22 protein-coding genes are annotated in these 22,372 nt (G+C 44.8%); 15 read left to right on the top strand and 7 right to left on the bottom strand.

All coding sequences use genetic code 11. The features are described 5' to 3' along the window. Window positions 1-221: 221 nt before the first annotated feature. The 4 genes from bacL2 (at window position 222) to AA84_RS0116165 (ending at window position 3,157) form a co-directional block, all read left to right on the top strand. Window positions 222-815: a BacL2 family protein gene (gene bacL2 / locus AA84_RS0116185; protein ID WP_028978082.1), complete on the top strand. Its 594-nt coding sequence runs from the start codon at window positions 222-224 to the stop codon at window positions 813-815. Window positions 816-844: 29 nt separating this feature from the next. Then, window positions 845-1,534 (top strand): N-acetylmuramoyl-L-alanine amidase, encoded by a 690-nt coding sequence (locus AA84_RS0116180; RefSeq protein WP_028978081.1) that lies wholly within the window; start codon window positions 845-847, stop codon window positions 1,532-1,534. 281 nt (window positions 1,535-1,815) lie between these two features. Beyond that, a complete protein-coding gene (locus tag AA84_RS19145; RefSeq protein WP_156994768.1) occupies window positions 1,816-1,962 on the top strand; it encodes a hypothetical protein in 147 nt (48 codons plus the stop codon). Window positions 1,963-2,626: 664 nt separating this feature from the next. After that, window positions 2,627-3,157: a hypothetical protein gene (locus tag AA84_RS0116165; protein ID WP_028978080.1), complete on the top strand. Its 531-nt coding sequence runs from the start codon at window positions 2,627-2,629 to the stop codon at window positions 3,155-3,157. A gap of 140 nt (window positions 3,158-3,297) precedes the next feature. Here the strand turns inward: AA84_RS0116165 and AA84_RS0116160 are convergent, their stop codons facing one another. Then, window positions 3,298-3,786: a hypothetical protein gene (locus AA84_RS0116160; RefSeq protein ID WP_028978079.1), complete on the bottom strand. Its 489-nt coding sequence runs from the start codon at window positions 3,784-3,786 to the stop codon at window positions 3,298-3,300. A 226-nt stretch (window positions 3,787-4,012) separates the two neighbouring features. Here AA84_RS0116160 and AA84_RS0116155 point away from each other — a divergent pair, with 226 nt between their 5' ends. Further along, window positions 4,013-6,214, top strand: coding sequence for a glycoside hydrolase domain-containing protein (locus AA84_RS0116155; protein WP_028978078.1), 2,202 nt, complete (start codon window positions 4,013-4,015; stop codon window positions 6,212-6,214). Here AA84_RS0116155 and AA84_RS0116150 read toward each other — a convergent pair. Continuing rightward, window positions 6,207-6,629 (bottom strand): hypothetical protein, encoded by a 423-nt coding sequence (locus tag AA84_RS0116150; protein WP_028978077.1) that lies wholly within the window; start codon window positions 6,627-6,629, stop codon window positions 6,207-6,209. The genes AA84_RS0116155 and AA84_RS0116150 overlap by 8 nt on opposite strands. Before the next feature lie 357 nt (window positions 6,630-6,986). Between AA84_RS0116150 and AA84_RS0116145 the strand changes: the two genes are divergently transcribed. Further along, complete coding sequence (locus AA84_RS0116145; RefSeq protein WP_010025235.1) at window positions 6,987-7,175, top strand: hypothetical protein; 189 nt, start codon at window positions 6,987-6,989, stop codon at window positions 7,173-7,175. A gap of 550 nt (window positions 7,176-7,725) precedes the next feature. Here AA84_RS0116145 and AA84_RS0116140 read toward each other — a convergent pair. Both AA84_RS0116140 and AA84_RS0116135 read right to left on the bottom strand, forming a co-directional pair. Beyond that, window positions 7,726-9,360, bottom strand: a complete 1,635-nt coding sequence (locus AA84_RS0116140; RefSeq protein ID WP_028978076.1) for a hypothetical protein — start codon at window positions 9,358-9,360, stop codon at window positions 7,726-7,728. Between the two features lie 3 nt (window positions 9,361-9,363). Next, complete coding sequence (locus AA84_RS0116135) at window positions 9,364-10,161, bottom strand: ABC transporter ATP-binding protein (protein WP_176557806.1); 798 nt, start codon at window positions 10,159-10,161, stop codon at window positions 9,364-9,366. Window positions 10,162-10,451: 290 nt separating this feature from the next. On the opposite strand from AA84_RS0116135, the gene AA84_RS0116130 reads away from it, so the two are divergent. From AA84_RS0116130 to AA84_RS0116120, 3 genes are read left to right on the top strand one after another with little or no spacing between them, the layout of a single operon-like run. Further along, window positions 10,452-11,219 carry an ABC transporter ATP-binding protein gene (locus AA84_RS0116130; RefSeq protein WP_028978074.1) on the top strand — a complete coding sequence of 256 codons (768 nt, stop codon included), beginning with the start codon at window positions 10,452-10,454 and terminating at the stop codon, window positions 11,217-11,219. Between the two features lie 49 nt (window positions 11,220-11,268). After that, the gene (locus AA84_RS0116125; RefSeq protein ID WP_028978073.1) at window positions 11,269-12,087 is read left to right on the top strand and encodes an ABC transporter permease; all 819 of its coding nucleotides are present in this window, start codon (window positions 11,269-11,271) and stop codon (window positions 12,085-12,087) included. Between the two features lie 8 nt (window positions 12,088-12,095). Then, on the top strand, window positions 12,096-13,115 hold the full coding sequence (locus tag AA84_RS0116120; RefSeq protein ID WP_081791819.1) for an ABC transporter substrate-binding protein: 1,020 nt from the start codon (window positions 12,096-12,098) through the stop codon (window positions 13,113-13,115). Window positions 13,116-13,261: 146 nt separating this feature from the next. On the opposite strand, the gene AA84_RS0116115 is transcribed toward AA84_RS0116120, so the two are convergent. After that, the gene (locus tag AA84_RS0116115) at window positions 13,262-14,647 is read right to left on the bottom strand and encodes a hypothetical protein (RefSeq protein ID WP_028978071.1); all 1,386 of its coding nucleotides are present in this window, start codon (window positions 14,645-14,647) and stop codon (window positions 13,262-13,264) included. Between the two features lie 197 nt (window positions 14,648-14,844). Between AA84_RS0116115 and AA84_RS0116110 the strand changes: the two genes are divergently transcribed. The 6 genes from AA84_RS0116110 to ybaK all read left to right on the top strand — a co-directional run bounded on the left by AA84_RS0116110 (window position 14,845) and on the right by ybaK (window position 21,222). Further along, window positions 14,845-16,182 carry an MFS transporter gene (locus AA84_RS0116110; protein WP_037564036.1) on the top strand — a complete coding sequence of 446 codons (1,338 nt, stop codon included), beginning with the start codon at window positions 14,845-14,847 and terminating at the stop codon, window positions 16,180-16,182. A gap of 93 nt (window positions 16,183-16,275) precedes the next feature. Beyond that, entirely contained in the window at window positions 16,276-17,241 is a 966-nt protein-coding gene (locus AA84_RS0116105) for a TerB family tellurite resistance protein (protein WP_028978069.1), read from the top strand. 96 nt (window positions 17,242-17,337) lie between these two features. Next, complete coding sequence (locus AA84_RS0116100; protein WP_128167377.1) at window positions 17,338-17,985, top strand: M15 family metallopeptidase; 648 nt, start codon at window positions 17,338-17,340, stop codon at window positions 17,983-17,985. A gap of 28 nt (window positions 17,986-18,013) precedes the next feature. After that, window positions 18,014-18,613, top strand: coding sequence for a DNA-3-methyladenine glycosylase (locus AA84_RS0116095; RefSeq protein WP_028978067.1), 600 nt, complete (start codon window positions 18,014-18,016; stop codon window positions 18,611-18,613). Window positions 18,614-19,111: 498 nt separating this feature from the next. Beyond that, window positions 19,112-20,158 (top strand): PTS sugar transporter subunit IIC, encoded by a 1,047-nt coding sequence (locus AA84_RS0116090; RefSeq protein WP_028978066.1) that lies wholly within the window; start codon window positions 19,112-19,114, stop codon window positions 20,156-20,158. Between the two features lie 581 nt (window positions 20,159-20,739). Further along, entirely contained in the window at window positions 20,740-21,222 is a 483-nt protein-coding gene (gene ybaK, locus AA84_RS0116085; protein ID WP_028978065.1) for a Cys-tRNA(Pro) deacylase, read from the top strand. 83 nt (window positions 21,223-21,305) lie between these two features. Here ybaK and AA84_RS0116080 read toward each other — a convergent pair whose 3' ends face one another. Both AA84_RS0116080 and AA84_RS0116075 read right to left on the bottom strand, forming a co-directional pair. Then, window positions 21,306-21,788, bottom strand: a complete 483-nt coding sequence (locus AA84_RS0116080) for a hypothetical protein (protein WP_028978064.1) — start codon at window positions 21,786-21,788, stop codon at window positions 21,306-21,308. Between the two features lie 55 nt (window positions 21,789-21,843). Then, complete coding sequence (locus AA84_RS0116075; RefSeq protein ID WP_010025380.1) at window positions 21,844-22,236, bottom strand: hypothetical protein; 393 nt, start codon at window positions 22,234-22,236, stop codon at window positions 21,844-21,846. Window positions 22,237-22,372 lie beyond the last annotated feature (136 nt).

Here is a 22,372-nt window from a genome sequence, read left to right as displayed (position 1 = left end):
TTTTTATAGCATTAAAAATGTAAACATGTTTTTAAAAAAATAAGTATATTTGTGTCACAAAAATTGAAATGAGTCAACACAACAAGATGAATCGGATAAACCGGAATTCATACTTGAGAGGTTGGGTCACTTATTATGAACACATCAAATTGTAAACTTTGGTCAACTGTCGAAAACTTAGCAAACCTGTATGTAAAAGCAAGTGATCAAGAAAGGAGCGGTTGTTCGAAGAGCTATTTATTCGATTAAAAAAATACATTGGAAGTTGTGCCGGAAACGCTGTTCGTCATGCAAGCCAGTTCTATCTTTCAATCCCTAAAGAAGACTTTATTTCAGCATATAATTTGTCATTATGGGAAGCCGTTAAATCCTTTGACCCAACCAAAGGCCGTTTAAAATCATTAGTTTCTTATCGTTTTAAAATGGCTGAGGCTACGGTATGGCGTCAGTACGAGACACGGGACGAAAATGAAAAAGACGGACGATCCTATGCCAAAGCGCGCTGGGATTCTCTTGACCGAAGCCTTAGTGATTCTAACGGCGACTCATCAGTAAGCTTGATCGATATTATCATAACGGATCACCCCTCTACTGAAGACACCTATCTATCAAATCATGCATTTACTAATCTTGTTCAGGCGTTTGCCAAAAAAAATGCACGCTATGCGAAAATCATTGACTCACTGAGTAAAGGGTATGGAGGGAATGATTTAGCACGTGTGACGGATGAAGGATATTGCTATGATGCAAAAGTTCGTAAACTCGTTCAACGGGCAAAGGATTCATTTCGAGCATTCCAATCAACTAGTGGTTAATACGTCCATGTATAAATTGGGGGGATTGTATGATTATTTATCTGGATGCAGGGCATGGCGGTAAAGATAACGGTGCTGTTGCAAATGGACTCAAAGAAAAGGATATTACATTGGCTCTCGCGAAAAAAGTTCGCAATCATTTAGAAGAAGACTATTCCAATATTATCGTGAAAATGACAAGAAATAAGGATACGTATGTTGCATTGTCAAAACGTGCCGAGTTGGCGAATAAGGAAAATGCTGATTATTTTCTCTCCATTCATGTCAATGCAGGTAGTGGAACGGGGTACGAGGATTACATTTACAATCAATTATCATCGGGAAGTGCTACAGACAACGCTCGGACAGAGCTGCATCAAGCCATCCTTCCGGTGTTGAAGAAATACAAGATTAAGGATCGGGGGAAAAAGAAAGCCGATTACGCAGTTCTTCGTGAAACAAAGATGCGAGCTGTGCTCGTTGAAACCTTATTCATTGATACACTCAATGATGCAAAGCATTTAAAAGATCATACGTTCCTGGATGACCTTGCTTATGTTTATGCAAAAGGGGTGGCAAGCATTGCAGGAGCGAAAAGAAAGACTGAAACAAAATCAAAAACCCCTGCTTATGCCACTTACTCGGTACAGATCGGTGCCTTCCAAGACTGGGGAAATGCTGAACTACTCGTAAAAAAAGCAGAAAAGGCAGGATTCAAACCATTCATTAAAACGAATTAAGTAGCCTTGAAGAAATCAGTTTCAATCAAAGAATCGAAAAGTATAATCAAACGGATAAAGCTATGAATATTTCTGCGAACTCAGCTCATTGCAAATTGAGCTGAGTTTATCTATAATAAAATAAAAAGGGAACAAATGTTCCTATTTATCTGGGGAGTGCCATGAATGAAGCCCGCTACGGGGGGAGTGTGCATTTTAATATTTTTGGTGAAGAACAATTATAAGGGCACTGATGGAACCATCTTAGCAGAATAGTAAACTTTTCGATTGAAGGTATGCTTGTGAATGATGATGACAAAATCAATGTAATTTTTGAAACCGAAGACAATCACGATCATGATCACGAAATGGTTGCTCTTGTTTTTTTAGTCAAGGAAAATACCTTTTGTGAAGATAACTATGAATTTATTGATGGTTACTCACAATAACCAAGGAGATTGTTTAGAGGGTGGTAAGGCGTATTGGAAGGGAAATTACAATGATTTCCTGTCCAATGCTTTATGTCGTCTTGATAAAGGCATTATTTATCCAAATGATCCCTTTGTTAACTATTTTGTAATTTCTTCGGTCACACCAAATGAACCGGTAAAAAAATTTATTCTTTCAAATCTCCCAAAAGTTAGTTTGCAGACTAGCTTTATTTTTATGATTCCATAAGTTGGTTTCTGACATGCTTTCCACATGGAATAAATTCTTAAGACCTATCTGTCACATTGTCGTGTGAACGCCGACACCTTCAACTGTAAGACAACAGTATATGCCGAAAGGTAAGGGGTATTCATGAATTAAAGAGAAAAAACTTTGCCGCGAGTGGAGGTGTGATAATGCTTATTTGGCCTGGTGTCGAAAGCGCATCAGCAAAAGGTCTAATCATTGAAACAAAAGAGGAACAACACCCTGATCGAATTCTTCATTCTACATCGTCATGTCGCATCGTTTGATCAACTTTCGATAAAATTCGATTGTCGATGAAGCAAAGGATATTTACGGATAATGATGGTGTGGTGATTTCACCATTGCTAATTTAAATAAATTGAGGTGATATAAATGCGTTGCTATCTTATGTATTCAGGACAGCCCGGATGGGATTGTATGCTACACGCCACTGACGGTTCAGAAATTAGAGCGCGTTTTGGGCAGATATGCTGGCTGAAAGGATGGACTTCAAACGGCGTTCGCTTCAGTATTCGAGATTTACACAATACTGTTCCTAATGACAACTATCCTGATTTTTATGCTTGGGATGCTGGCTCAGATCATTTTGAAACTGAGGCATGGGATTATACTTATGGAGCAGGATTTATTATGAGATTATGTCCACTGTATGACTTTAATGTTCACAGACATGGTTCAGGATATCGGTATCTTGATGGGTCAAAATATGGTCTTAATGAAGGGGTAAATATTTATGATAATAACGGGAATAATTTTGGATATATTGGAAAAGATTGCAAAATTTTGATTCCTAATGGTAATTATGGATATACACCGTCATGGGACGTTCACGGAAAGATATTTGTTTCTGGCTGGCAGTATCCTGATGGAGATTATCATTTACAGTCTGGCTTCATAGATCATGATCCTACTCAGTGGCCCTCTGAACATGGATTGAATACTTGGTGATTTATTATAGGCGATCCTCGGGTCGTTTTTTTTTATACATACTTTTCACAAAGTGATCTTTCTTGTGAAATGGAGAAGTTTCTTCTGCGTGATTTCAACGATCAAATATTGAGTCGGATCGGCAATTGATTCGACGGTATTTATTCTTGTAGATCAAGAATTTTTTGTTTATCGGATGCAAGTTGTGAAAGGTCTTTGCTTTTCCAACGGTATAAAATGTCTGCATAAATATCGGCATGTTTCAGTTCGTCTTGACGGATAGACAGAGCATACAGCAGACCTGCAACTGTAGTATCAATGATCTGATCAGGTTCGTTTGCCATGAAAGATAGATAGTTTTGAAAGTAATGATCGTCGATTAGATTTTTGGGATCCGTATTATGCGATCGGTCGAAACCGGATGTAATCACCGTTTGATTGTTATTTGTTTTTTTCATAAATACATCAAGGCCATAAGAACCGGGCAGATTACTACTCTTATCTTGGTAAGGTGCAGATGAAACTTGAGGCCCCTTTTTAGTGGTGGCAACCTCAGCGTTACTTGACCACGGCCTATATACGAGAAGACTTATCAGACATAAAAGCACAACAAGTAACGTTCCCAGTGTGAACAGCTTTATTTTGTCCATTCATAGCTCCCTCCTTTTCCTACCACCGTACCGCAACCGCATTCATTTTTCAATATGGAAGACGATCACAGTTAAAGAAAGATAAAACAATTCAACAAGGGGATAAGTCGAATAGTAGCCCGAATAAAGGCGTTGCAAAACTTTCGTGGAAAACGTCGTCACAAAACAAGTTTCTGAGAGACACATTGAGGTGTAAGTGATTAAAAAAACTTAAGTGGGTGATTTGATGGATGAAATGGTATTATTGACGCAAAAATGGTTAAACACAACGTATAACGGACGGCATGGCTATGAGACGATTCCGGAAAATGGAAAGACCGGTTGGACGACTGTCCATGCATTAACAAGAGCACTACAAATTGAATTAGGGATTGCCGAACCAGCGGATAATTTTGGTGATCAGACAAAAAATAAATTTTCTACTCTGGAACCCGGTATGGTTGGTAATCAAATCTATATTCTTCAAGGTGCACTGTGGTGCAAGGGAATTGGACCAGGTTCTTGGACCGGTATTTTCAATGATGATACAGCCGAAACAATTATGAATTTTAAGGCTGATGCCGGCATTTCCAGTGATACGGCTTCAGTAGATAGTACGATCATGGACGCCCTACTGGATATGAGTGCCTTTGTTCTCGTACCAGGCGGAAATAGCCGCATTCGAACGATTCAACAAAATCTGAACCACGACTATTTAGCCTATACAGGACTGCAACCTTGCGATGGACTTTACGGCCGACAAACCAACACCGCTTTAATTTATGCCCTTCAAGCCGAGGAAGGCTTATCACCGTCAGTAGCTAATGGTGCATTTGGCCCATCAACAACAAGCAAATGCCCGACGTTACAACCTGGGGACTCACGAAAAGCATTTGTGAGAATTCTACAATATGCGCTTTGCGTTAATGATTTCTATAATGGAGCCTTTGACGGTATCTATTCAGAATCAGTGAAGTCAGCTGTAAAATCATTTCAGAGTTTTATGGTATTACCTGAAACCGGGATCGCAAACATGACAACGATTAAGGGACTTCTATCAAGTGCAGGAGATACAAACCGTGATGCTTTGGCATGCGATACAGCCACACGATTAACCGCTTCAACAGCACAAGTGCTTAAAAGAGCCGGATTTAGTTATGTGGGAAGATACTTAACGGGAACAGTTGGCGGCTCTACTTCAAAAGCATTAACGAGACAAGAGCTGAACTATATTTTTGATGCCGGACTAAATGCTTTTCCTATCTATGAAGATTTTCCCAAAGATGGAGGTATTAATTATTTTAATGAAACTCAGGGAGTATTCGATGCAATTTCAGCAATTAATGCAGCCGTTCAATTGGGTCTTCCTGAGGGAACGATTATTTACTTCGCTGTTGATGCTGATGCCCTTGATGGAGAAATAACGTCAAATATTATTCCATATTTTTCAGGATTGAAAAAGCGATTTACCAGTGATAATTACCCTAATTACAGAATTGGTGTTTACGGGACAAGAAATGTCTGCTCAAGAGTAACAGAAGCTGGCTATGCGGTGAAAAGTTTTGTATCCGATATGTCCACCGGCTGGAGTGGAAATCTAGGATTCAAAATGCCTAGCAATTGGAGTTACGATCAATTCCGCACCATCACAGTTGGTAACGCAACATTAGGCTTTGTAGAAGTGGACATGGATGGGTACTCAGATAGAGACAAAGGGATCAACTATGTTAAGGAGTCTGTGAATACTACTCCAACTCAAGATGAATTAGATGCAGCCAGAGTTAATGCTTTCAACAAAATTAAGAAAAACATCTCTGCTATTGAAAATTTTGAACTTCCGCCCAAAATTCAGTATGACGTTCCATTTGAAATTAGCACCGGGTTACTTAAAGTTACGATCACATTGTCTGAATCGCTTGAACCAACTAACCCTGTTGATCATGTTCTGACTATAAAAAATGGTAAAGTTCAGAATCCATTTACTGAAGGGTTGACGGCCTTAACTCAAAAGGTTGAAGTACCAAACTCAGAGCAATATCAATCAACGATGGATGGTATCGCCTCAGCAACAAATTCAGGATATATTGTGAATAAAGTCTCTTATGATACCCCTGCAAATACAGTAAGCTATACCATCTCAACCAGTTTGGACAGTATACCTGTGACGGAGACCTATCAAACAGTCTTGTCCGTTTCAATAACGTACACGATTGATTACAATGATCCAAGCGTTCCAGAAGGCGCAAGAGTGCCCGCTGAGAATGAATTCTATAATTTAAAAAAATTTTTTATCAATGCAGCCATCGGTCTTGGGGTTTTGGGTGGGGTGGTGCTCCTTGCAGCATTACTTTACTTTACTTCTGCTGCACTTGCAACACTTGCAGCGACTGCTGCAGCTGTAGTCTCCCTTGCTGCTTTTTTACAAAACGCAGTCAATGCGTTCAACTAATCTTTTTGTATTTCTCATTAAGTACAAACGTGATACATGTTTGTACTTTTTTCTGTTGAAAATATTTAGCTGATAGTTCGGCTATTTTTTTAATTCTCGATTCGTAAAATTTTTTGCCAATCACCCAGAGTGCTGCTGCTGAAATAAGAACAGAATATAAAAGTTTGAGTGCGATTAACATGTAAACATCTCCAGTAGGAAAAGAGAATACTAATGCAACAATGGTACCTGCTGCAAATACTGATTGCATATTAGAAAAAGTACTGTATTTAGGGAAGTCATAAAGCGTGAGCAGTTGTTGTAACCGATCTGTATCAAGCGTTCGTAAATAAGTAATGATTTTTTTATCACTATCATCTTCATCAGCAAAAGCGAGTAATTTTTTATAGGTGTCAATAATTTGTTGGTTTTCCATAGGACTCTCCTTTATTGATGATTGGGTAAACAATTAATGAGATTCGTATTTTCCAAAAGTTTTATTTTCCTTAATTATACATGACCCGAGCGGGTATTAAAATGGATGAGGGGTTCTATGGGAATGGACGTACCCTAATGTTTTTGGGTTGGCAGGTCGGTTAGTTATAAAAATAAATTCTGGAATTAACAGGCAAGTAATAGGGGGATAGTGACGCAACTGCATTCATTTTTCAATCCAGATGGCACCGTTATCTACAGTGACACGTTCCTTTGGCTGTCTGATCCTATTTACAATTGAGGTTATATGATTTACGGTGATTGGAATAGACATTTTTAATAGAGGGAGGGCACTTCTATGAAGAAAGTTATTGATGTCACTTTCAGCGTCAGGCTAGTCGTGTTAGCTGTGCTGATTCTTGGCGCAATTGGAAGTGCTGTTGTAATCAAAACAGCTCAACAAGATCAGCCAAAGACACAGATTATGGATAAGAATGGCAATACGGTTGATCCACTTAAGCAGGATACAAAAAATATCGGTCAATAGTTCTTACGTTGCTGATTGGTGTAACATGATGTTTTTCTGAATGAGCTTTGTGACACAGTAGACAATCCCATTTAAAAAAGCCGAAAAGAACTTGATCTCCTTTTTGGCTTTTATACTTGTACTTATGCAGTTGATACACTGATTCAGCATGACCTATGTTCGCATGCGTAGGTCACTAGACGATCCAGCATCAACTGAATACAAGCTTCTACACCTAAATTTTGATTTAGTGTTGACCCAGTATCCCCCCAAAGATAGACGCAGTGTAACTGTATGGAAAAACTAGCAACACAACCACCTCATTAAAACTATTCGTTTTTATCCAGCAGCGATTTTTGATTATTTTAGTTGACCAATTACACTCTTTTCGTGCATTCCAAAGTTATGGGGGAAGTTCTTTAATTATCAATAGGGTTGCTGTAGGTTTGGTTTTAAATATAAAAGCAAATACTCACAAATATATGTTTGAGTCATTTAAAAACAAGGCAGCCGCACCCGTCGCTTTTCGACGATGTGGCTGCCTTGTTTGTTTCGAATGGAGTTCCTTCTCTTAATCTTTTCCTCTCAATCCTGTTTTCCAAACGAGTAAATTGGCAGCCAGCAGGCACGCAATGTAGATAAACACACCGTAACCGGGAAGGATGGCGCGCACGATCGCGTGAGCGGCAGCAAACAGACCGGCAATCAGAAACAGGAATAAAACCATAAAGTTTCCCGTTGATGGCTGCGCATCGAACGGTTCGGAGAATGGGAACGATTCGCCCAGACAGTAGTGACTGCAGATGATGGTGAAGATTGATGCAGTCAGCAAAATAGCGACGAGATCGGGAATGATTGTCCATCGGAAAAGAAGCAGGAAAACGACGGACAAAAGGAAATAAGCAGGCAAATAGAGCTGCGTGATCATTGCCTTGAGCGCTCCGGAAAAAATAGAATGTCGCTGTTTAATCGGTGCTGCGCCGTAGATCCAAGCGCCTTTGAAGGTACTTGAGCAGCGCAGCATCATCAGCGCCGTTGGAATCACGAGCAGACTGAAATACGCGTAAAAGAATCCCGATCCTTGGCCAATCTGATGCCAGGATGATCCATGAAAATTGTTAATGAGAAAGATAAACGGAAAAACAAGCGCCATCCCTAGTGATGGGTAGACTTTTAACTTGAAGGTACGGTCCTGTTTCATCATTAATGAAGAGAAACGGAAGAACGTTCTTTCTTCCAGATTGCGGCAGAGCAGTTTGCCAAGTAAGTGATTTAGCTTTCCGGATTGCGTTCTGCTTTTTCCCGCTTGCACGGTTAATTTGATGACGGCTTGCTCAAAGGCGTTGCTGAATCGTTGGTAAATGGAAAAAAGGATAAACGGCATCAGCAGGCCAAGTAGTGCAAGCAGGCTAAGGAAAGCGGTTCGCTGCCCGCCAATCACCCATTCAATGGTTGAGGCCAACCAAAGCGGCGGAACAAACAGCTGCCACCAGGCCGGGGTGAGCGTAATATGTGTGGCTGTCACGTCAAAAGCGCGTATAACAAACTGGTAGCTAACCGCAACCGCGAGCGAAAGAAAAATTTGCACGTAGTTGATGATATCCTTTAGCCGTTCACCGTCAAAAAATTTAAGGACAAGTAAATAAACAAACGTCGTGCAAGATAAGGAAATCAGATCAATAAAAATCAAATTCAAGAGAAAAAGAAGAAAGAATCCCAAACCGAAGCGCATCAACCCGGCGATTGCCGCTGGCAGACCGAGCGCCCCGGTCAGCAAGATCAGATAGATGCAAAGGTGGACGGTTTTCGCGGCATGCAACGTTCGCGCATCGATCGGCTTTGTCCACAGGATGGCTTGGTCACGGGTATCGAGCAGCACTGACGAGAAGTCGGCGATCATTGCGGTCATCACCATAAACAGGATGATGGCGAAAATCAGACTGGTTTTAAATAAGTAATCACTGCTAAGAAAAATAAACGGGACGACAAACAAGCCGACTAGAGCATAAACCCATAGTGATTTGAGAAACAAATTGCTGTCCTTTTTCTTTTTTTGCCTGCCGCTTGCAAGGACAATCGGCATCCGGCGCGCATCCATCAGCAACTTAACGGCAAGCACATGGCGCATCACTGCATAATTGACGCCTAACTTTTCAAAGACAGGGCGCATCAAGTCCGTGATTTTTAAGAAACGACTTTCCTTCATCGATCACACCTCTTCCACGAGCGACACGAAGTCTTCGGCAATTTGCGCGTGCTGATGAAATCCGGTCAGCTGATTGAACAGGTCTTCAAGACTTCCTTCTTTATTCTGCGCGTTTAGTTCTTCAAAGGACCCGTCTGCGGCAATCTGTCCGTCATAGAGCAGGACAATTCGATCGCTGATTTTCTCGACGACGTCCATAATGTGTGAGGAATAAAAGACTGTTTTTCCGGTTTCAGCAAGTTTAGCCAGTATTTCTTTGAAGACGAGAACACTGTTTGCGTCAAGACCACTAAGCGGTTCATCGAAGAAGAGCAGATCGGGATTATGGAGCAGACTGGCGATGATCAGTACTTTTTGCCGCATGCCTTTCGAAAAGGAGGAGAGCCGGGTGTCGAAAACATTAGCGAGTCCGAATTGATTCATGAGCTGCTGCCCCTTTTTTTCGGCTTTCACAGCATCGAGTCCGTAGCATCCGCCGGTAAAGACCAGATATTCACGCGCGGTGAGCATATCGTAGACTTCAGCGGTTTCCGGCACATAGCCGATGCGCCTCTTGTAGGCGATGCCGGAGGTTTTAATATCCTCGCCAAACAGGCGCGCCGTTCCGCCGTAGCCTTGTTGAAGTCCAAGTAAAATGCGTACGGTCGTACTTTTTCCAGCGCCATTTGGTCCGATATAACCAATGACCTGTCCGCTTTCTACCTCAAGATTGACCCCTTTTAATACCGGAGTGCCGCTATAACTCATGGTTAGCTTTTCCATGGATAGGATGGGGGCGTGTTCGGTTTCGATGATCATCATCTCCCATTATTTGTTATCCCATTAAGCCTAACATGTTTCCGGTGCGTTGTCCGTAACGAAATGAAGGCATTGGCGAGACCATTTTTCCGAGTAATGACCTTTCTCCTTTTTAAATCAGTGTCATGGCGCCCATTTGCTGCATATACCATGATTAGAGCCTAATTTAGTGAACGTGAGCGCGTGCATCGATCGCCGCTACGATGGAGCGGATCGAATCCCGCGTGGCTGTTCATTTGGATGCGCTGCTTTTATGAAAAGGCTGCGCAAGCCGCGAAAGGAAGTGGTCATGTATGAGTGAGCTCAAGATTGTGAACTGCAGCAAATATTACAAAAAAAACGGTGAACCGATGTGTGCGCTTGAAAAAGCCGACATGCATGTCGAAAGCGGTCGCTTTATCAGCATCATTGGTCCGAGCGGTTGCGGCAAGTCAACCTTATTTAATATTGTCGCCGGGCTGATTCGACCATCCCGCGGCACGGTGCTGCTTGACGGCAACGATATTACCCGGGAAAGCGGCCACGTCGGCTACATGCTGCAAAAGGATTTGCTTCTTCCATGGCGATCGATTTTAGACAATGTGATTATCGGCCTGGAGATTCGCGGCGTTCCGAAAAAGGAAGCACGTAAGCGGGCACTGCCGATGCTTCGCCATTACGGACTTGGCGGGTTTGAATACGACCATCCCGATGCATTGTCCGGTGGGATGCGGCAGCGAGCCGGACTGATTCGTACGCTACTCTATGACAAAGATGTGATTCTGCTCGATGAACCATTCGGCGCGCTCGATGCACAAACACGGATGCAGATGCAGAACTGGCTGCTTAAGATTTGGCAAGATTTTAAGAAGACCATTCTTTTTGTCACCCACGATATTGATGAAGCGATTTACTTGTCGGATGAAATCTATGTGTTTACGCATCGCCCAGGCAAGATTAAGGCACGAATTGAGGTTGATCTGCTGCGGCCGCGCAATGAGAAGACATTGATGAACGACCGTTTTCTTGAATTGAAGCGGGAGCTGCTTTTAATGCTTCGTGAAGAGCGGATATCGGAATGAAATTGCATTAAATACGGGGAACAGTTTGCCGAGAATGGAGGTGATTGTGTTGGAAGAAAAAGACAAAAGTGAGTTGATCATTGAAGATCCAACCGTCGAGCAGACGAAACTGCGCCGGCGAGCGATTGTCGGTCAAATCATTCTTGGGGTGCTGCTTATTGTTTTCTGGGAACTATCTAGCCGGATTGGATGGCTGGACAGCTATTATTGGAGCAGCCCGAGTACGATCGTCCGTACCGGATGGAAGGCAATCGTACAGGGGAATCTGCTTCAGGATTTAGCATATACCTCCGGATCGACCATCCTTGGCTTCATCCTAGGAACGGCGGCCGGTTATCTGCTTGGGCTGACTTTTTGGTGGTCGGATCTCTATTCACGTATCTTCGAACCTTATTTAATCGCCTTTAATGCGGTTCCAAAGCTTGCTCTTGCACCGGTTTTGGTCATCATGTTCGGAATTGGTTTTGATTCTAAGGTGGTGCTCGCCTTCTTGATGACGATCATCGTCGCAGCCATTGCCGCATACAGCGGCGTCGAAAATGTCGATAAAGACCTTGAGAAAATGCTCGTTTCACTTGGCGCAAAACGTCGCCATGTTTTTATGAAAGTCGTGGTGCCGACAACGTTACCATGGATTGTCAGCATCTTGAAAATCAACATCTCGCTTGCACTTGCGGGAACCATTGTCGGTGAATTTATCAGCTCCAGACAAGGCATCGGCCGCATGATCCTATATGCCGGCCAAGTGCTTGATATTGACCTTGTCTGGGTAGGCGTGGTTGTTCTTTCCATTCTGTCGATTGTCATGTACTTAGGGACCGTTTGGTTGGAACATGTGCTGATGAAAGGGAGAACCCCCAAACCTTAATCGGAGGAATGCATACAATGAAACGATTAAAATGGGCTGTAAGCCTGCTGCTTCTGGCTGCGCTCGTGCTGAGCGGATGCGCATCGCATGGGTCGAAACAAAAGACCAAGAACTTAGTTATCGCCGAACCGGTACATTTAATTGCCTATTTGCCGCTCTATGTTGCCATTGATAAAGGTTACTTCAAGGAAGAAGGCCTAAACGTTAAGGCGGTGACGGCAACAGGCGGCGCCCACGTGACGTCGGTGGTCAGCGGTGATGCCTGGGGCGTGATTGGCGGACCGGAATCCAATCAGATTGCCAACTATAAAAGCAAAGACCCGATTACGTCCGTCGTCAATGTCGTCAATCGTGCCAATGTTTACTTAATGGCGAACAAGAAATTGAAACTGAGCGGAAGCAGTGACGAAGCACTTGCCAAATTTTTGAAAGGCAAAACGATTGCGGCCGGACGCTACGGGGGCAGCCCGAATCTACTCACCCGTTATTTGCTCATGAACGTCGGTTTGAACCCGAATAAAGACGTGAAACTCGATGAGCCGGCAGATGCAGCGGCCGTTGTATCACTGGTGTCACAAGGCAAAGCGGATATAGCGAACGGCGGGGAACCGCAAATCAATGAAGGGATTAAAAAAGGCGCTTGGAACGAACCGTTCTACGGCTTCCCGAGTCTGGGCGACTACGCTTATTCGGTCGTCAGTGTCAAAGCATCGACCATCAAAAAGGACCCTGAAACCGTTCAAAAGTTTGTCAACGCAATGCTTAAAGGGCTGAAAGTGGTCAATGAAGATAAAGAAGAGGCTTACAAGGTACTCAAAAAAGAATTCCCAACCACCCCGGACGCGAGCTTGAAAGCAGCCATGGATCGCGCTTACAAAGACAATCTTTGGAGCAAGGACGGTTATATTACGAAAGCTTCCGTTGCAAAACCAATGGATGTCGTAAAGAAAACTGGTATTTATACGCACGGTTATCAATACAGCAAGCTGGTCGATATGCAGTTTGTCGAGAAAGCTCAGGATAAATAATTCAAAAAATAAATACGTATGGAGCAGGTGCGCCATTGCATCTGCTTTTTGTAGTGCGCGAAAAACTTGGGAGAAGCAACCCTTTTCGTTACAGTTTTGATGCGTTCCGATTTCAGCTTGATTCATTACAAGTTGCCGGACTTGCATTACGTACTGAAACAGAGGTAGAGCAGCTGTACGAAGAGGGTCAACAGGAGCAGATAACGCCATGTGAACGGAAAGTTCCAATTAGAGAGCGTCAGAGGTTTTTCATTGATTAATGCAGCCATCATGCCGAGCGTTGCATTGTAAGGGCCCATCAGAAAGGCGGGAATTGCGCCGCCAAGCATGGCAACGGTAACTACGATTGGTGCATCAAGCAGTGCTTGCGTTTTAAGCGCTTCGGCAATCAGCGCAAGACCAACTGCAGGGTGCAGACCAATGAAGGCCAGCAGGAATGGAATGAGCGGCAGAAGCACAAGGAACGCCCTCAATCCGGTGAACTGGATCAAAACCTCCACCCCCTGAGTAATCACCGTATCGGTATGCGAGATGCGAAGCGCCGTGATAAAAAATCCGGCGGTCAGGAAAATAAAAAATTGATTCTGCATATGGGGAATATAGGTTGAGAAATGGTCCTTAACACGAGTGAAAAATGGGCGGGCTTGGCCAATTAACCAGCACCAGAGCAGTGCAAAAGGGAACACAATTACACTGACCAAAAATAGAAAGCTGAATGAAGAGAGGTGATCAAGCAAAAGGATCACACCGTTCAGTGCCAGTACGGCCGCAGCGATCTGCCAGGGTTTGCGTCTGGGCTGGCCGGAATGGACGGTTTCAGCACGCGCGACGGCCGTTTCCTGCTCTGCTGAAACATAGTCTAAGCGGGATGTTCCGTTTCCGGCGAGCCGCCAATCAAGCAATACGCCGCAAATGCTCAATAAGATAAGCGGCAACAGAATCTGTGCATAAGTTGTCCCGGTCAAGTAGAGTACGGTGCCGACGATCGGCGTGATCGGACTCCATAAGAGCGGCATCGCGTAGCCGTGAGTGATGGCGCAGTTGATCCAGCGGCTCTTATGTTCAATGCGAAAATGATTAATTGATGAAGCAACGGCATGATAAGCAAGCGGAAGAGCAGCCAGATTCATGAAGGAGCTGAAGAAAAAAGCGATACATGAAATGAGCCTGTAAAGATGAGACGGGCTGCCCACCTTTTTTCTGATGATGAGATGGAGCTCTTGTGCGTAGCGGCCGAGGCGAATCGGAAGTGCCAGAATCGGTACCATTGTAAAGAGCGTGACCATTTGAATCATTTCGCCGAACGACAAAAGAAATGAGCTTGCTGCTGCATGGCTGATGAGGAGCATGAGACTGCCTAAGCATAAGAAAGACAAGCCGAATGCCATCGCCAGTCCGCGCACACGGCGCAAGCTGAAGAGCACGATCAGCATGCACAGTGCAGAAACGGATTGATTCAAGATTTGCTGCTGCGGCAACAAAGTGGCCAATATATAGCTAATCATTGCCATAAGAAATAAAATGCGTATCAATAAAGTACCTCCTGATGATTCATTGCCAGTTTTGTCTGTGGGCATTGATCCTGATAAAGAACAGTAACCCTTTTTAACTTGCACAACCGGGGAAAAAATACTAATGTGATGCTAACCAAATCCATGGATTTTAAGGATCAGATTTTTGAAAGTAGGCGACGTCTGTGACAAGAAATAAGAAAAAAGCTACGGTGTTCATGACAGCTATTGCCACGGGGACGCTGCTGAATCCTTTAAACTCATCGATGATTGCGCTCGCATTGCACAGCATTCAGGACGATTATCAGCTTTCATTTGCCATGGTTTCGTGGCTGATCTCGGGTTTCTATCTTGTGAGTGCGGTCGGTCAGCCGATTGCGGGAAAAATGGGGGATCTGATCGGCAGAAAGAACTTGTTCCTGACCGGACTGGTCATTGCCGCGTGCGCGTCACTTGCTGCGCCTATTGCGCTGGCATTCGCTTTTCTGCTGATTTTTCGACTGCTTCAGGCGGCGGGAAGCAGCGCGGTTTATCCCTCCGGCGTATCTCTGGTCCATGATTATATTGCCCATGAAAAACAAGGCACAGCACTGGCGGTTCTTGCGATCAGCGCTTCGGTCATGACTGCTTTCGGCCCGACGGTTGGCGGATTCTTGATTGTCTGGGGCGGCTGGCCAAGTATTTTCTATGTCAATTTGCCGTTTATTTGCATCAGTTTCATTCTTGGATGCTTGGTCATCCCGAGGGACGTGAAGGAGGAAAAATTGCGGATACGAACGCTGCTTGCACGGCTGGATCTCATCGGCATCGCTTTGTTTTCATTTGGCATAGTTAGCTTGCTGTGGTTTTTACTCGAGCTGGAACATGCGCCGCATTTTTTCGCTTTAATCGTATCGGTGATCTGTTTTACCGCCCTTGCCTGCTTTGAATGGCATTGCAAACGTCCATTTATTGATGTGGTTTTACTTAAAGAAAACCATCGCTTGTCCGTGGTTTATTTGCTGTTCATCCTCATGAATCTTGTCAATTATTGTTTGTTTTACGGGATGCCGAATTATTTTCAAAGCGGACTGAGATTGAGTGTGCGGACCAGCGGGGCGATGATGTTGTTTATGTCGGCGGCCAGTGTGGTTGTGTCGCTTCTTTGTGGGCGCTGGATTGAGCGAAAGGGGACCGAAATGCCAATTAAGGTTAGTGCTGCCTTAACTGCCGCAGGTGCTGTTTTTCTGCTGTTTGCTGCAGAAAGCGGATTATGGTTCATCGGCACCGTCCTCGTCCTTTTCGGTATCGGTTACGGAATCTGCAATGTAGCACTTCAAGCGGCGATGCTTGATGCCGCACAGGCAAAAGCAGTCGGTATTTCTTCAGGCCTTTTTCAAACATGCCGGTTCATTGGGTCAATTGGATCTACAGCCATACTTGGACTGATTTTCGGCAGTTCCGTTACCCAAGCGCACTTATCCGAACTTGCGTGGTTTTTGATTGTCATCAGCGTGTTTGCACTGTTGATCAGCGTTTGCTTTTTTCGGAGAAAGCGGCAGTCGGATTTCAATTAAACATTCTGCGACATTTATCAAAGCTTAAGGATTTTCTGCTATTATTGAATTATCAAGTTGCACGAACGAAAGTGTGGAAGGGTTTGAGCATTTGTGACATGGAGAATTTTATTCGGCATTGCTTGCGCGTTGTTTGCGTCGACAAAGAGAAGGAATGTGGTGCTTTGGTTCATTGCAGGCTTCTTCTTTAAAGTGTTTGCACTGATCATTCTATTTTTTCTGCCCAGGACGATACGGCAAAGCGGTTCTTCACGGAGGAGCGCGGCAGGGAGAAGGGGTCCGAGCATGCAGTGGACCCGAAAAGTCACGCATACATGCCCCTACTGCGGTAGCTCAGTCGTTATCGACGATATTCCAGGGCGCTGGACATGTCCAAATTGTGGGCAAACCTTTACATACGGGACTGATGGACAAACGCATCAGGCGGACGAGGAAACACTCATGCCCCAAGTGGAGTGGATCGTAAAGCTTTTTGCCAAGCTGGCAAAACAAGATGGCGTGGTCTCGGAAAACGAAGTACGCCAGGTGGACTTGATTGTGCGCCAGGCGTTTCAACCGAGCAGGCAGCAGCGGCGCAAGATCATGACCATCTTCAATGAATCGCGTTATTCCGATGAGTCCTTTGAATCGATTGCGCAAAATCTCTATGATTCGCTGGGCGGTCGCCGCGATGTACTGGTAGACACGGTGACGGCACTTCTTGCTATTGCTGTCGCCGACGGGGCGCTACGCCCGGAGGAAGATGCAATGATCAGCACGGCTGCCGGGATATTCGGTCTTGCTCGTCACTATGAAGTGATTAAGGCTCAATTTTTTGGACAATCTTCCGGCAGCAGGACGTCAAATAAGACAAGCCTTGAGGAGGGCTATCGCTTGCTTGGCTGCACGTCGAGTGATTCAGATCAAGTCATCAAGAAAAAATACCGTCAGCTCATTAAGGACAATCATCCTGATCGTCTGATGAGCCAAGGTGCATCAGAAGCGGACATTAAAGCAGCGAATGAAAAGGTGGCGCAGATCAAACGCGCCTATGAACAGATTATGGCAGCTCGTTCATGATCCGTGTCGGTATTCCGGCCGAATGGGTAGGTAAAGGCGACGCTTTGAGTGAATTAAAGAACAAATAAATGGAAGAAAGGTTGAGGAGGGAACATGATGCAGCAAGCATTTATAAAACAGAGTGAACCATTGGTATCAATGGCCGGCAGTTCTTCGAAGATGACCATTTACCCTTCCTATTTTCTGCAAGGAATGCCGGGAACGGCTGAGGACTTGTTTCTGAGAAAAGGCGTTGCGGATAAACTACTCGCGATTGCGGCGCAACTCCCTGAGGGACGAAAGCTTGTTCTGATTGATGGATGGCGCTCTCTCGAAACACAACGCTTTATCTATACGCAGACGGTGGCCCAATTTCGCAAAGCAGGGCATTCAGAGGAAAAGATCAAAAAGGAAATGCCCGGTTTTGTGGCTTATCCGTCAACCGACCCTGCGAAACCGGCACCGCATCAAACTGGAGCAGCAATCGATCTGACGCTTGCCGATGAGAAAGGCTGGCTTGAGATGGGTACCGATTTTGATGACTTTACCGAGGTCGCCTATTTGGACTATTACGAAGGGAAAACAGAACTGAGTCCTAAGGAAAGGCAAGCGCGGGATAATCGACGCCGATTAAAACAATTGATGGAAGATGCCGGCTTCACGCATAATCCGTCGGAATGGTGGCATTATTCTTATGGCGATCGTTCTTGGGCACAGGCGCATCACGAGACTCAGCTATACGGCGGGATTGTCCCTGAGCGTTAGAACGATATAACTTGGTGGAGGCTTCAGGATGATTGATCAAATTTTACCGAGTACATTTTTTCAAAAACCGACGCAAGCGTTAGCCAAGGCACTGCTTGGTTGCTTGTTGGTCAAAGAATCGGCGCAAGGCACGGCTTCCGGCTATATCGTTGAGACCGAGGCCTACATGGGCGCGATGGATCGTGCTGCACACAGTTTCGGCAATAAACGGACGAAACGAACGGAAATCATGTTCTCTTCAGCAGGTCATGTTTACACCTACACCATGCATACCCATACACTTGTGAACGTAGTGAGCGGGCCGATCGGCGTGCCTGAGGCCATCCTGATTCGTGCTGTCGAGCCGGTAGACGGACAGGCGCTTATCGCTTCACGAAGGCCGGTCGCACGTGCCATCGACCGAACAAATGGGCCCGGCAAACTTACCCAGGCTCTGAACATTACTCGTGACGATTATGGCCGACGGTTCACCGAGCCGCCACTTTATCTTGCACATGGCTTTATCCCTCAGCATGTGAGTCGGGGGCCGCGTATTGGTATTGAGAACACCGGTGAGGCACGAAACTATCCTTGGCGATACTGGGTGACGGATCATCCTTATGTTTCCAAGATAAGAAAGCGCAATTAGGTAAGAAAATCTAACAAATCAGATCGAGTTATGCCTGATCTAATGCGATTCTTAATGTTCATGTATTATTCACAGAAAATTTTTAATTAAAACGTAGATTGGGTATTTACAAGTGATCAAAATTCTGATAATATCAGTGTCAACCACAAAAAGTCAGAAAACAGGAGTGAGAATCATGGCACATCGTGTTAACCGCATAGTAGTGAACGGCTTGATTCGAATTATTTTGCGATTGCGCACATGAAGGACTGAAACAAAGACCATTGTTTTCATAATGGAATTGTTTGAGTCCAGCTTTTCATCTTTAAAAGTAGGCCCTCAAGCAATCGCAGAGGCGCCTATCCGGAACGCGGGTAGGTTTTTTTATTCGGCTTTTTTACGCATTGGCGGAACACTTTGTTGCTGTAAGAGGGCATTATAAAATCAATTGGGGCTCTTTGTGGCGGAATATTTTGATTATTTCTGCATGAGAGAAAATTTATTAAGGAGCGAAAAAGGATGAAGACAGAGAGGAAACAGAGAATGAAGGATTATTTCATGGATCGAATGTATAAGTGTTCGGCGGGGATTGCAAATGCAATTTTAGTAACATTAGGGATTGGGCTTCTCTTTGAAACGCTGGGAAAATTCACGGGCTATCATCCATTTATGGTTATCGGAGGCGCGACAAAGGTTCTGCTCGCCCCGGCAATCGGTGCAGGTATTGCTTATCAGCTCAGGGCGAATACGTTGACCATGTTTAGCGCGATGGCATGTGCGGCGATCGGTGCGAATGCGATTGTGATTCAATCAGCGGCACCTCAAGTACTGACGATTGCACCGGGGCAGCCGGTCAGCGGAGTGGTTGCGGCAGTCATCGCGACTTACATTGGTAAGAAGATCAGTGGCAAAACGAAATTCGATATGATGGCGATTCCGTTCTGTTCCGTATTTGTCGGCGGTCTCTGCGGTGTCGGCCTGGCAGCTGTTGTTACACCGGCGCTGAACTGGGTGAGCGGTCAGATTACGAACTCCGTCCAAGGCTCTCCACTGATTGCATCGATGGTCATCGCACTGGTATGGAGCATCTTCCTGATGTCCCCGGCGTCATCGGCCGCACTGGCAATTGCCCTGCAGCTTGATCCGGTTTCGAGTGCGGCAGCACTTATTGGATGTACGGTACAATTTGTTGGCTTTACGGTGATGTCGTTTAAAGAAAATGATTTCGGCGGTTTCTTTGCGCAAGCGCTTGTGACGCCTAAGGTACAATTCCCTAATCTCGTGAAAAATCCGAAGCTGGTCATTCCTCCATTTGTCGCAGCAATCGTTAGTGCACCGATTGCAACGATGCTCCTTCATTTCCAGGTTCCTTACGAACTCGGCGGACTTGGCCTCAGTTCATTCATCGCTCCGTTGAACATACTGGCCATTCAGGGGGTTAAAGGACTGCTCGCCTTCGTTGTTGCGGGTATCCTGATCCCCGGCATCATCACTTATGTGCTTTACCGCGCAATCAAGGTCGCTGGTTGGGTAAAAGCCGGAGATCTGCACATGGAAGTGCAATAACAAAGAGATAGAAAATTACGAAATAGATAAATAGAAATGACCGAAGCGGAAAAGGGGGCCGCTTCGGTTTTTTTGCAGGAAAAGGAAGTATAAGATTTTGCCCCATCTTCAAACCCATAGACCAGTGTCTTGGCTAAGAATCAAAGCGGAGATGCGCTGGCGCCAGCGAGATCGCGCAGGTTCCTGCCTGTCTGCGGAGGCTCGTGGTGCGCCCACGGCAAGCGAGCGGCTGTAGTGCCCGTCAGGCACAATGAATCAAAGCCGCAGCAAAAGGACCTTTCCTAAAGGACCTTTCTTAAGGAAACTTTCTTAAGGGACCTTTCCTAAAGGACCTTTCGCTAAGTACGCATACGTCCTGTATGCAACGCGAAAGTCATCACATCCTGTGAAAGTACGTCCTGTATGCAACGCGAAAGTCATCACATCCTGTGAAAGTACGTCCTGTATGCAACGCGAAAGTCGTCACATCCTGCAGAAGTAAGGACCGGGCGCTTTTTTCCTTGCCGTTAAGTACCATCTGGGCATTGTGCGTCTTCCCGATGCCTATGTTAGAATGAACAGGTAAAAGGAGTGCAGGTCTTATGGGAAAATCGAAATCGAAAACGAACGCGATGCGTCTTTTAGATTCAGAGGGCATCCCTTATCAGGTGCAGCTTTACACGATTAGTGATGGATTGATTGACGGCGTTTCCGTTGCAAAGAAAGTAGGAGAAGATCCGCAGTTTGTGTTTAAAACACTGGTCACACAAGGACACAGCGGCGAATTCTATGTCTTTGTTGTTCCGGTTGCTGAAGCGTTAAATCTGAAAAAAGCGGCTGCGACAGTCTCCGAGAAAAAGGTGGAAATGATCCACGTCAAAGACATTCAAAAACACACCGGCTATGTGCGTGGCGGCTGTTCGCCGATTGGTATGAAAAAACAGTACCGAACGGTCATCGATGCGTCCGCCCGTGCGCTTGACCATATCATTGTCAGCGGCGGCAAGAAGGGTACGCAAATCATTCTGACCGCGGATGACTTGATCAAAGCTGCACATGCCGATTTGGCAGACATCACTAAATAGCGAAGAACAGGGATTAGTGAGTGTGAAGTTTATCGAAAGGTAAAGCAAGCGCGACCTCTTGCGGAGCATCCATGAGGATCGTGTCAGTAAAAAAAGGTAGCAGGAATTAAAAATGGATAGGGAGCCGCAAGCAACGCAAAGACAAGCGCCATTCTTGCGGCTTGTTTTTGCGAAAAATGCCCCTTCAAGTAGAAATAGCCCAGCCAATAAATGATCAGTCCCGCCAATAGTACCGCAAGCAAAAAGCTGATTGTACTGAATGGCGACGAGTAGATGGTATAATAATCAATCAAATACAAGTGGTATTTTGAACGGATTGTACCGATTAATGCGAGTAACAACGAAGCAGCTGAATTGGCGATCATGTTCACGAACCATAGACCGATAAGTGTTCGGAAGAAACGGGACAACGTCATTTTCACATTGAAAAACAAAAGCGCCAAACTGAAAATCAATGCATCGAGAATGAGATTGATTGCTGCTGCGATACCGATCATTGGGGGGAGAAAATAGTACATAAAGATCGGTGATGCAATGCTATTCAAGAAAACGGGCACACATATCATTACTTTTCCTTCTTTCAGTGCTCATGAGCAATGCATTGATTCTCAAAACGGGCATTCACTTGATGATCCGATTATTTGAGTAGATGCCCTTGATTTCTTCCGGTGATTTTCCACGAACAAGCAGACAGAAATTTTCGTAACCTATTTCAAGATGTGCATTCATTAATTGTTCCAAAGCACGCAGACCTTGCGGATGCTTATGAATCTTCTCGATCTCGTTCTTATATAGGTCAATAATCGATCTCTGGACAAAGTGGGGAGCATATTGCATGGCATAGGCATCTTTTCCAAGCATTAAGCCGCACAGGTATTCATATTTAAACTGAAGCTGGCGTGTGAAGTTCACAAGGTGCAACAGTCGGTAAAAAGTGTTTGGGTAGCTGACCTTGAAATTATCAATGGCAGTTTGCGCTTTTCTGAGATCCTGGATGCTGCTTATTGTTTTCATAGAAGTGAACCCCTCCTCGTCATTTGGATCCTAGCGGAAATTTCTCTTTTTATTATATGCCTTCGCTTAGGATAGCGAAACACTGTCTGTCCGAATTTGAATAGCTTCTTTTAAGTAAGCGTTTGCTTTTTGCGTA

Source organism: Sporolactobacillus terrae DSM 11697, assembly GCF_000648615.1.
Classification (GTDB): domain Bacteria; phylum Bacillota; class Bacilli; order Bacillales; family Sporolactobacillaceae; genus Sporolactobacillus; species Sporolactobacillus terrae.
The sequence above is the reverse complement of the archived record's forward strand: the minus strand, read 5'-3'. Positions and strand labels throughout refer to the sequence as shown.

What these genes read in the sequence shown, in the direction of transcription:
- AA84_RS0116180 (WP_028978081.1), top strand. Translation starts at nt 845, where the DNA reads ATGATTATTTATCTGGATGCAGGGCATGGCGGTAAAGATAACGGTGCT.
- AA84_RS0116165 (WP_028978080.1), top strand. Translation starts at nt 2,627, where the DNA reads ATGCTACACGCCACTGACGGTTCAGAAATTAGAGCGCGTTTTGGGCAG.
- AA84_RS0116160 (WP_028978079.1), bottom strand. Translation starts at nt 3,786, where the DNA reads ATGGACAAAATAAAGCTGTTCACACTGGGAACGTTACTTGTTGTGCTT.
- AA84_RS0116155 (WP_028978078.1), top strand. Translation starts at nt 4,013, where the DNA reads ATGGATGAAATGGTATTATTGACGCAAAAATGGTTAAACACAACGTAT.
- AA84_RS0116150 (WP_028978077.1), bottom strand. Translation starts at nt 6,629, where the DNA reads ATGGAAAACCAACAAATTATTGACACCTATAAAAAATTACTCGCTTTT.
- AA84_RS0116145 (WP_010025235.1), top strand. Translation starts at nt 6,987, where the DNA reads ATGAAGAAAGTTATTGATGTCACTTTCAGCGTCAGGCTAGTCGTGTTA.
- AA84_RS0116140 (WP_028978076.1), bottom strand. Translation starts at nt 9,360, where the DNA reads ATGAAGGAAAGTCGTTTCTTAAAAATCACGGACTTGATGCGCCCTGTC.
- AA84_RS0116135 (WP_176557806.1), bottom strand. Translation starts at nt 10,161, where the DNA reads ATGATGATCATCGAAACCGAACACGCCCCCATCCTATCCATGGAAAAG.
- AA84_RS0116130 (WP_028978074.1), top strand. Translation starts at nt 10,452, where the DNA reads ATGAGTGAGCTCAAGATTGTGAACTGCAGCAAATATTACAAAAAAAAC.
- AA84_RS0116120 (WP_081791819.1), top strand. Translation starts at nt 12,096, where the DNA reads ATGCATACAATGAAACGATTAAAATGGGCTGTAAGCCTGCTGCTTCTG.
- AA84_RS0116110 (WP_037564036.1), top strand. Translation starts at nt 14,845, where the DNA reads ATGACAGCTATTGCCACGGGGACGCTGCTGAATCCTTTAAACTCATCG.
- AA84_RS0116100 (WP_128167377.1), top strand. Translation starts at nt 17,338, where the DNA reads ATGCAGCAAGCATTTATAAAACAGAGTGAACCATTGGTATCAATGGCC.
- AA84_RS0116095 (WP_028978067.1), top strand. Translation starts at nt 18,014, where the DNA reads ATGATTGATCAAATTTTACCGAGTACATTTTTTCAAAAACCGACGCAA.
- AA84_RS0116090 (WP_028978066.1), top strand. Translation starts at nt 19,112, where the DNA reads ATGAAGACAGAGAGGAAACAGAGAATGAAGGATTATTTCATGGATCGA.
- ybaK (WP_028978065.1), top strand. Translation starts at nt 20,740, where the DNA reads ATGGGAAAATCGAAATCGAAAACGAACGCGATGCGTCTTTTAGATTCA.
- AA84_RS0116080 (WP_028978064.1), bottom strand. Translation starts at nt 21,788, where the DNA reads ATGATATGTGTGCCCGTTTTCTTGAATAGCATTGCATCACCGATCTTT.
- AA84_RS0116075 (WP_010025380.1), bottom strand. Translation starts at nt 22,236, where the DNA reads ATGAAAACAATAAGCAGCATCCAGGATCTCAGAAAAGCGCAAACTGCC.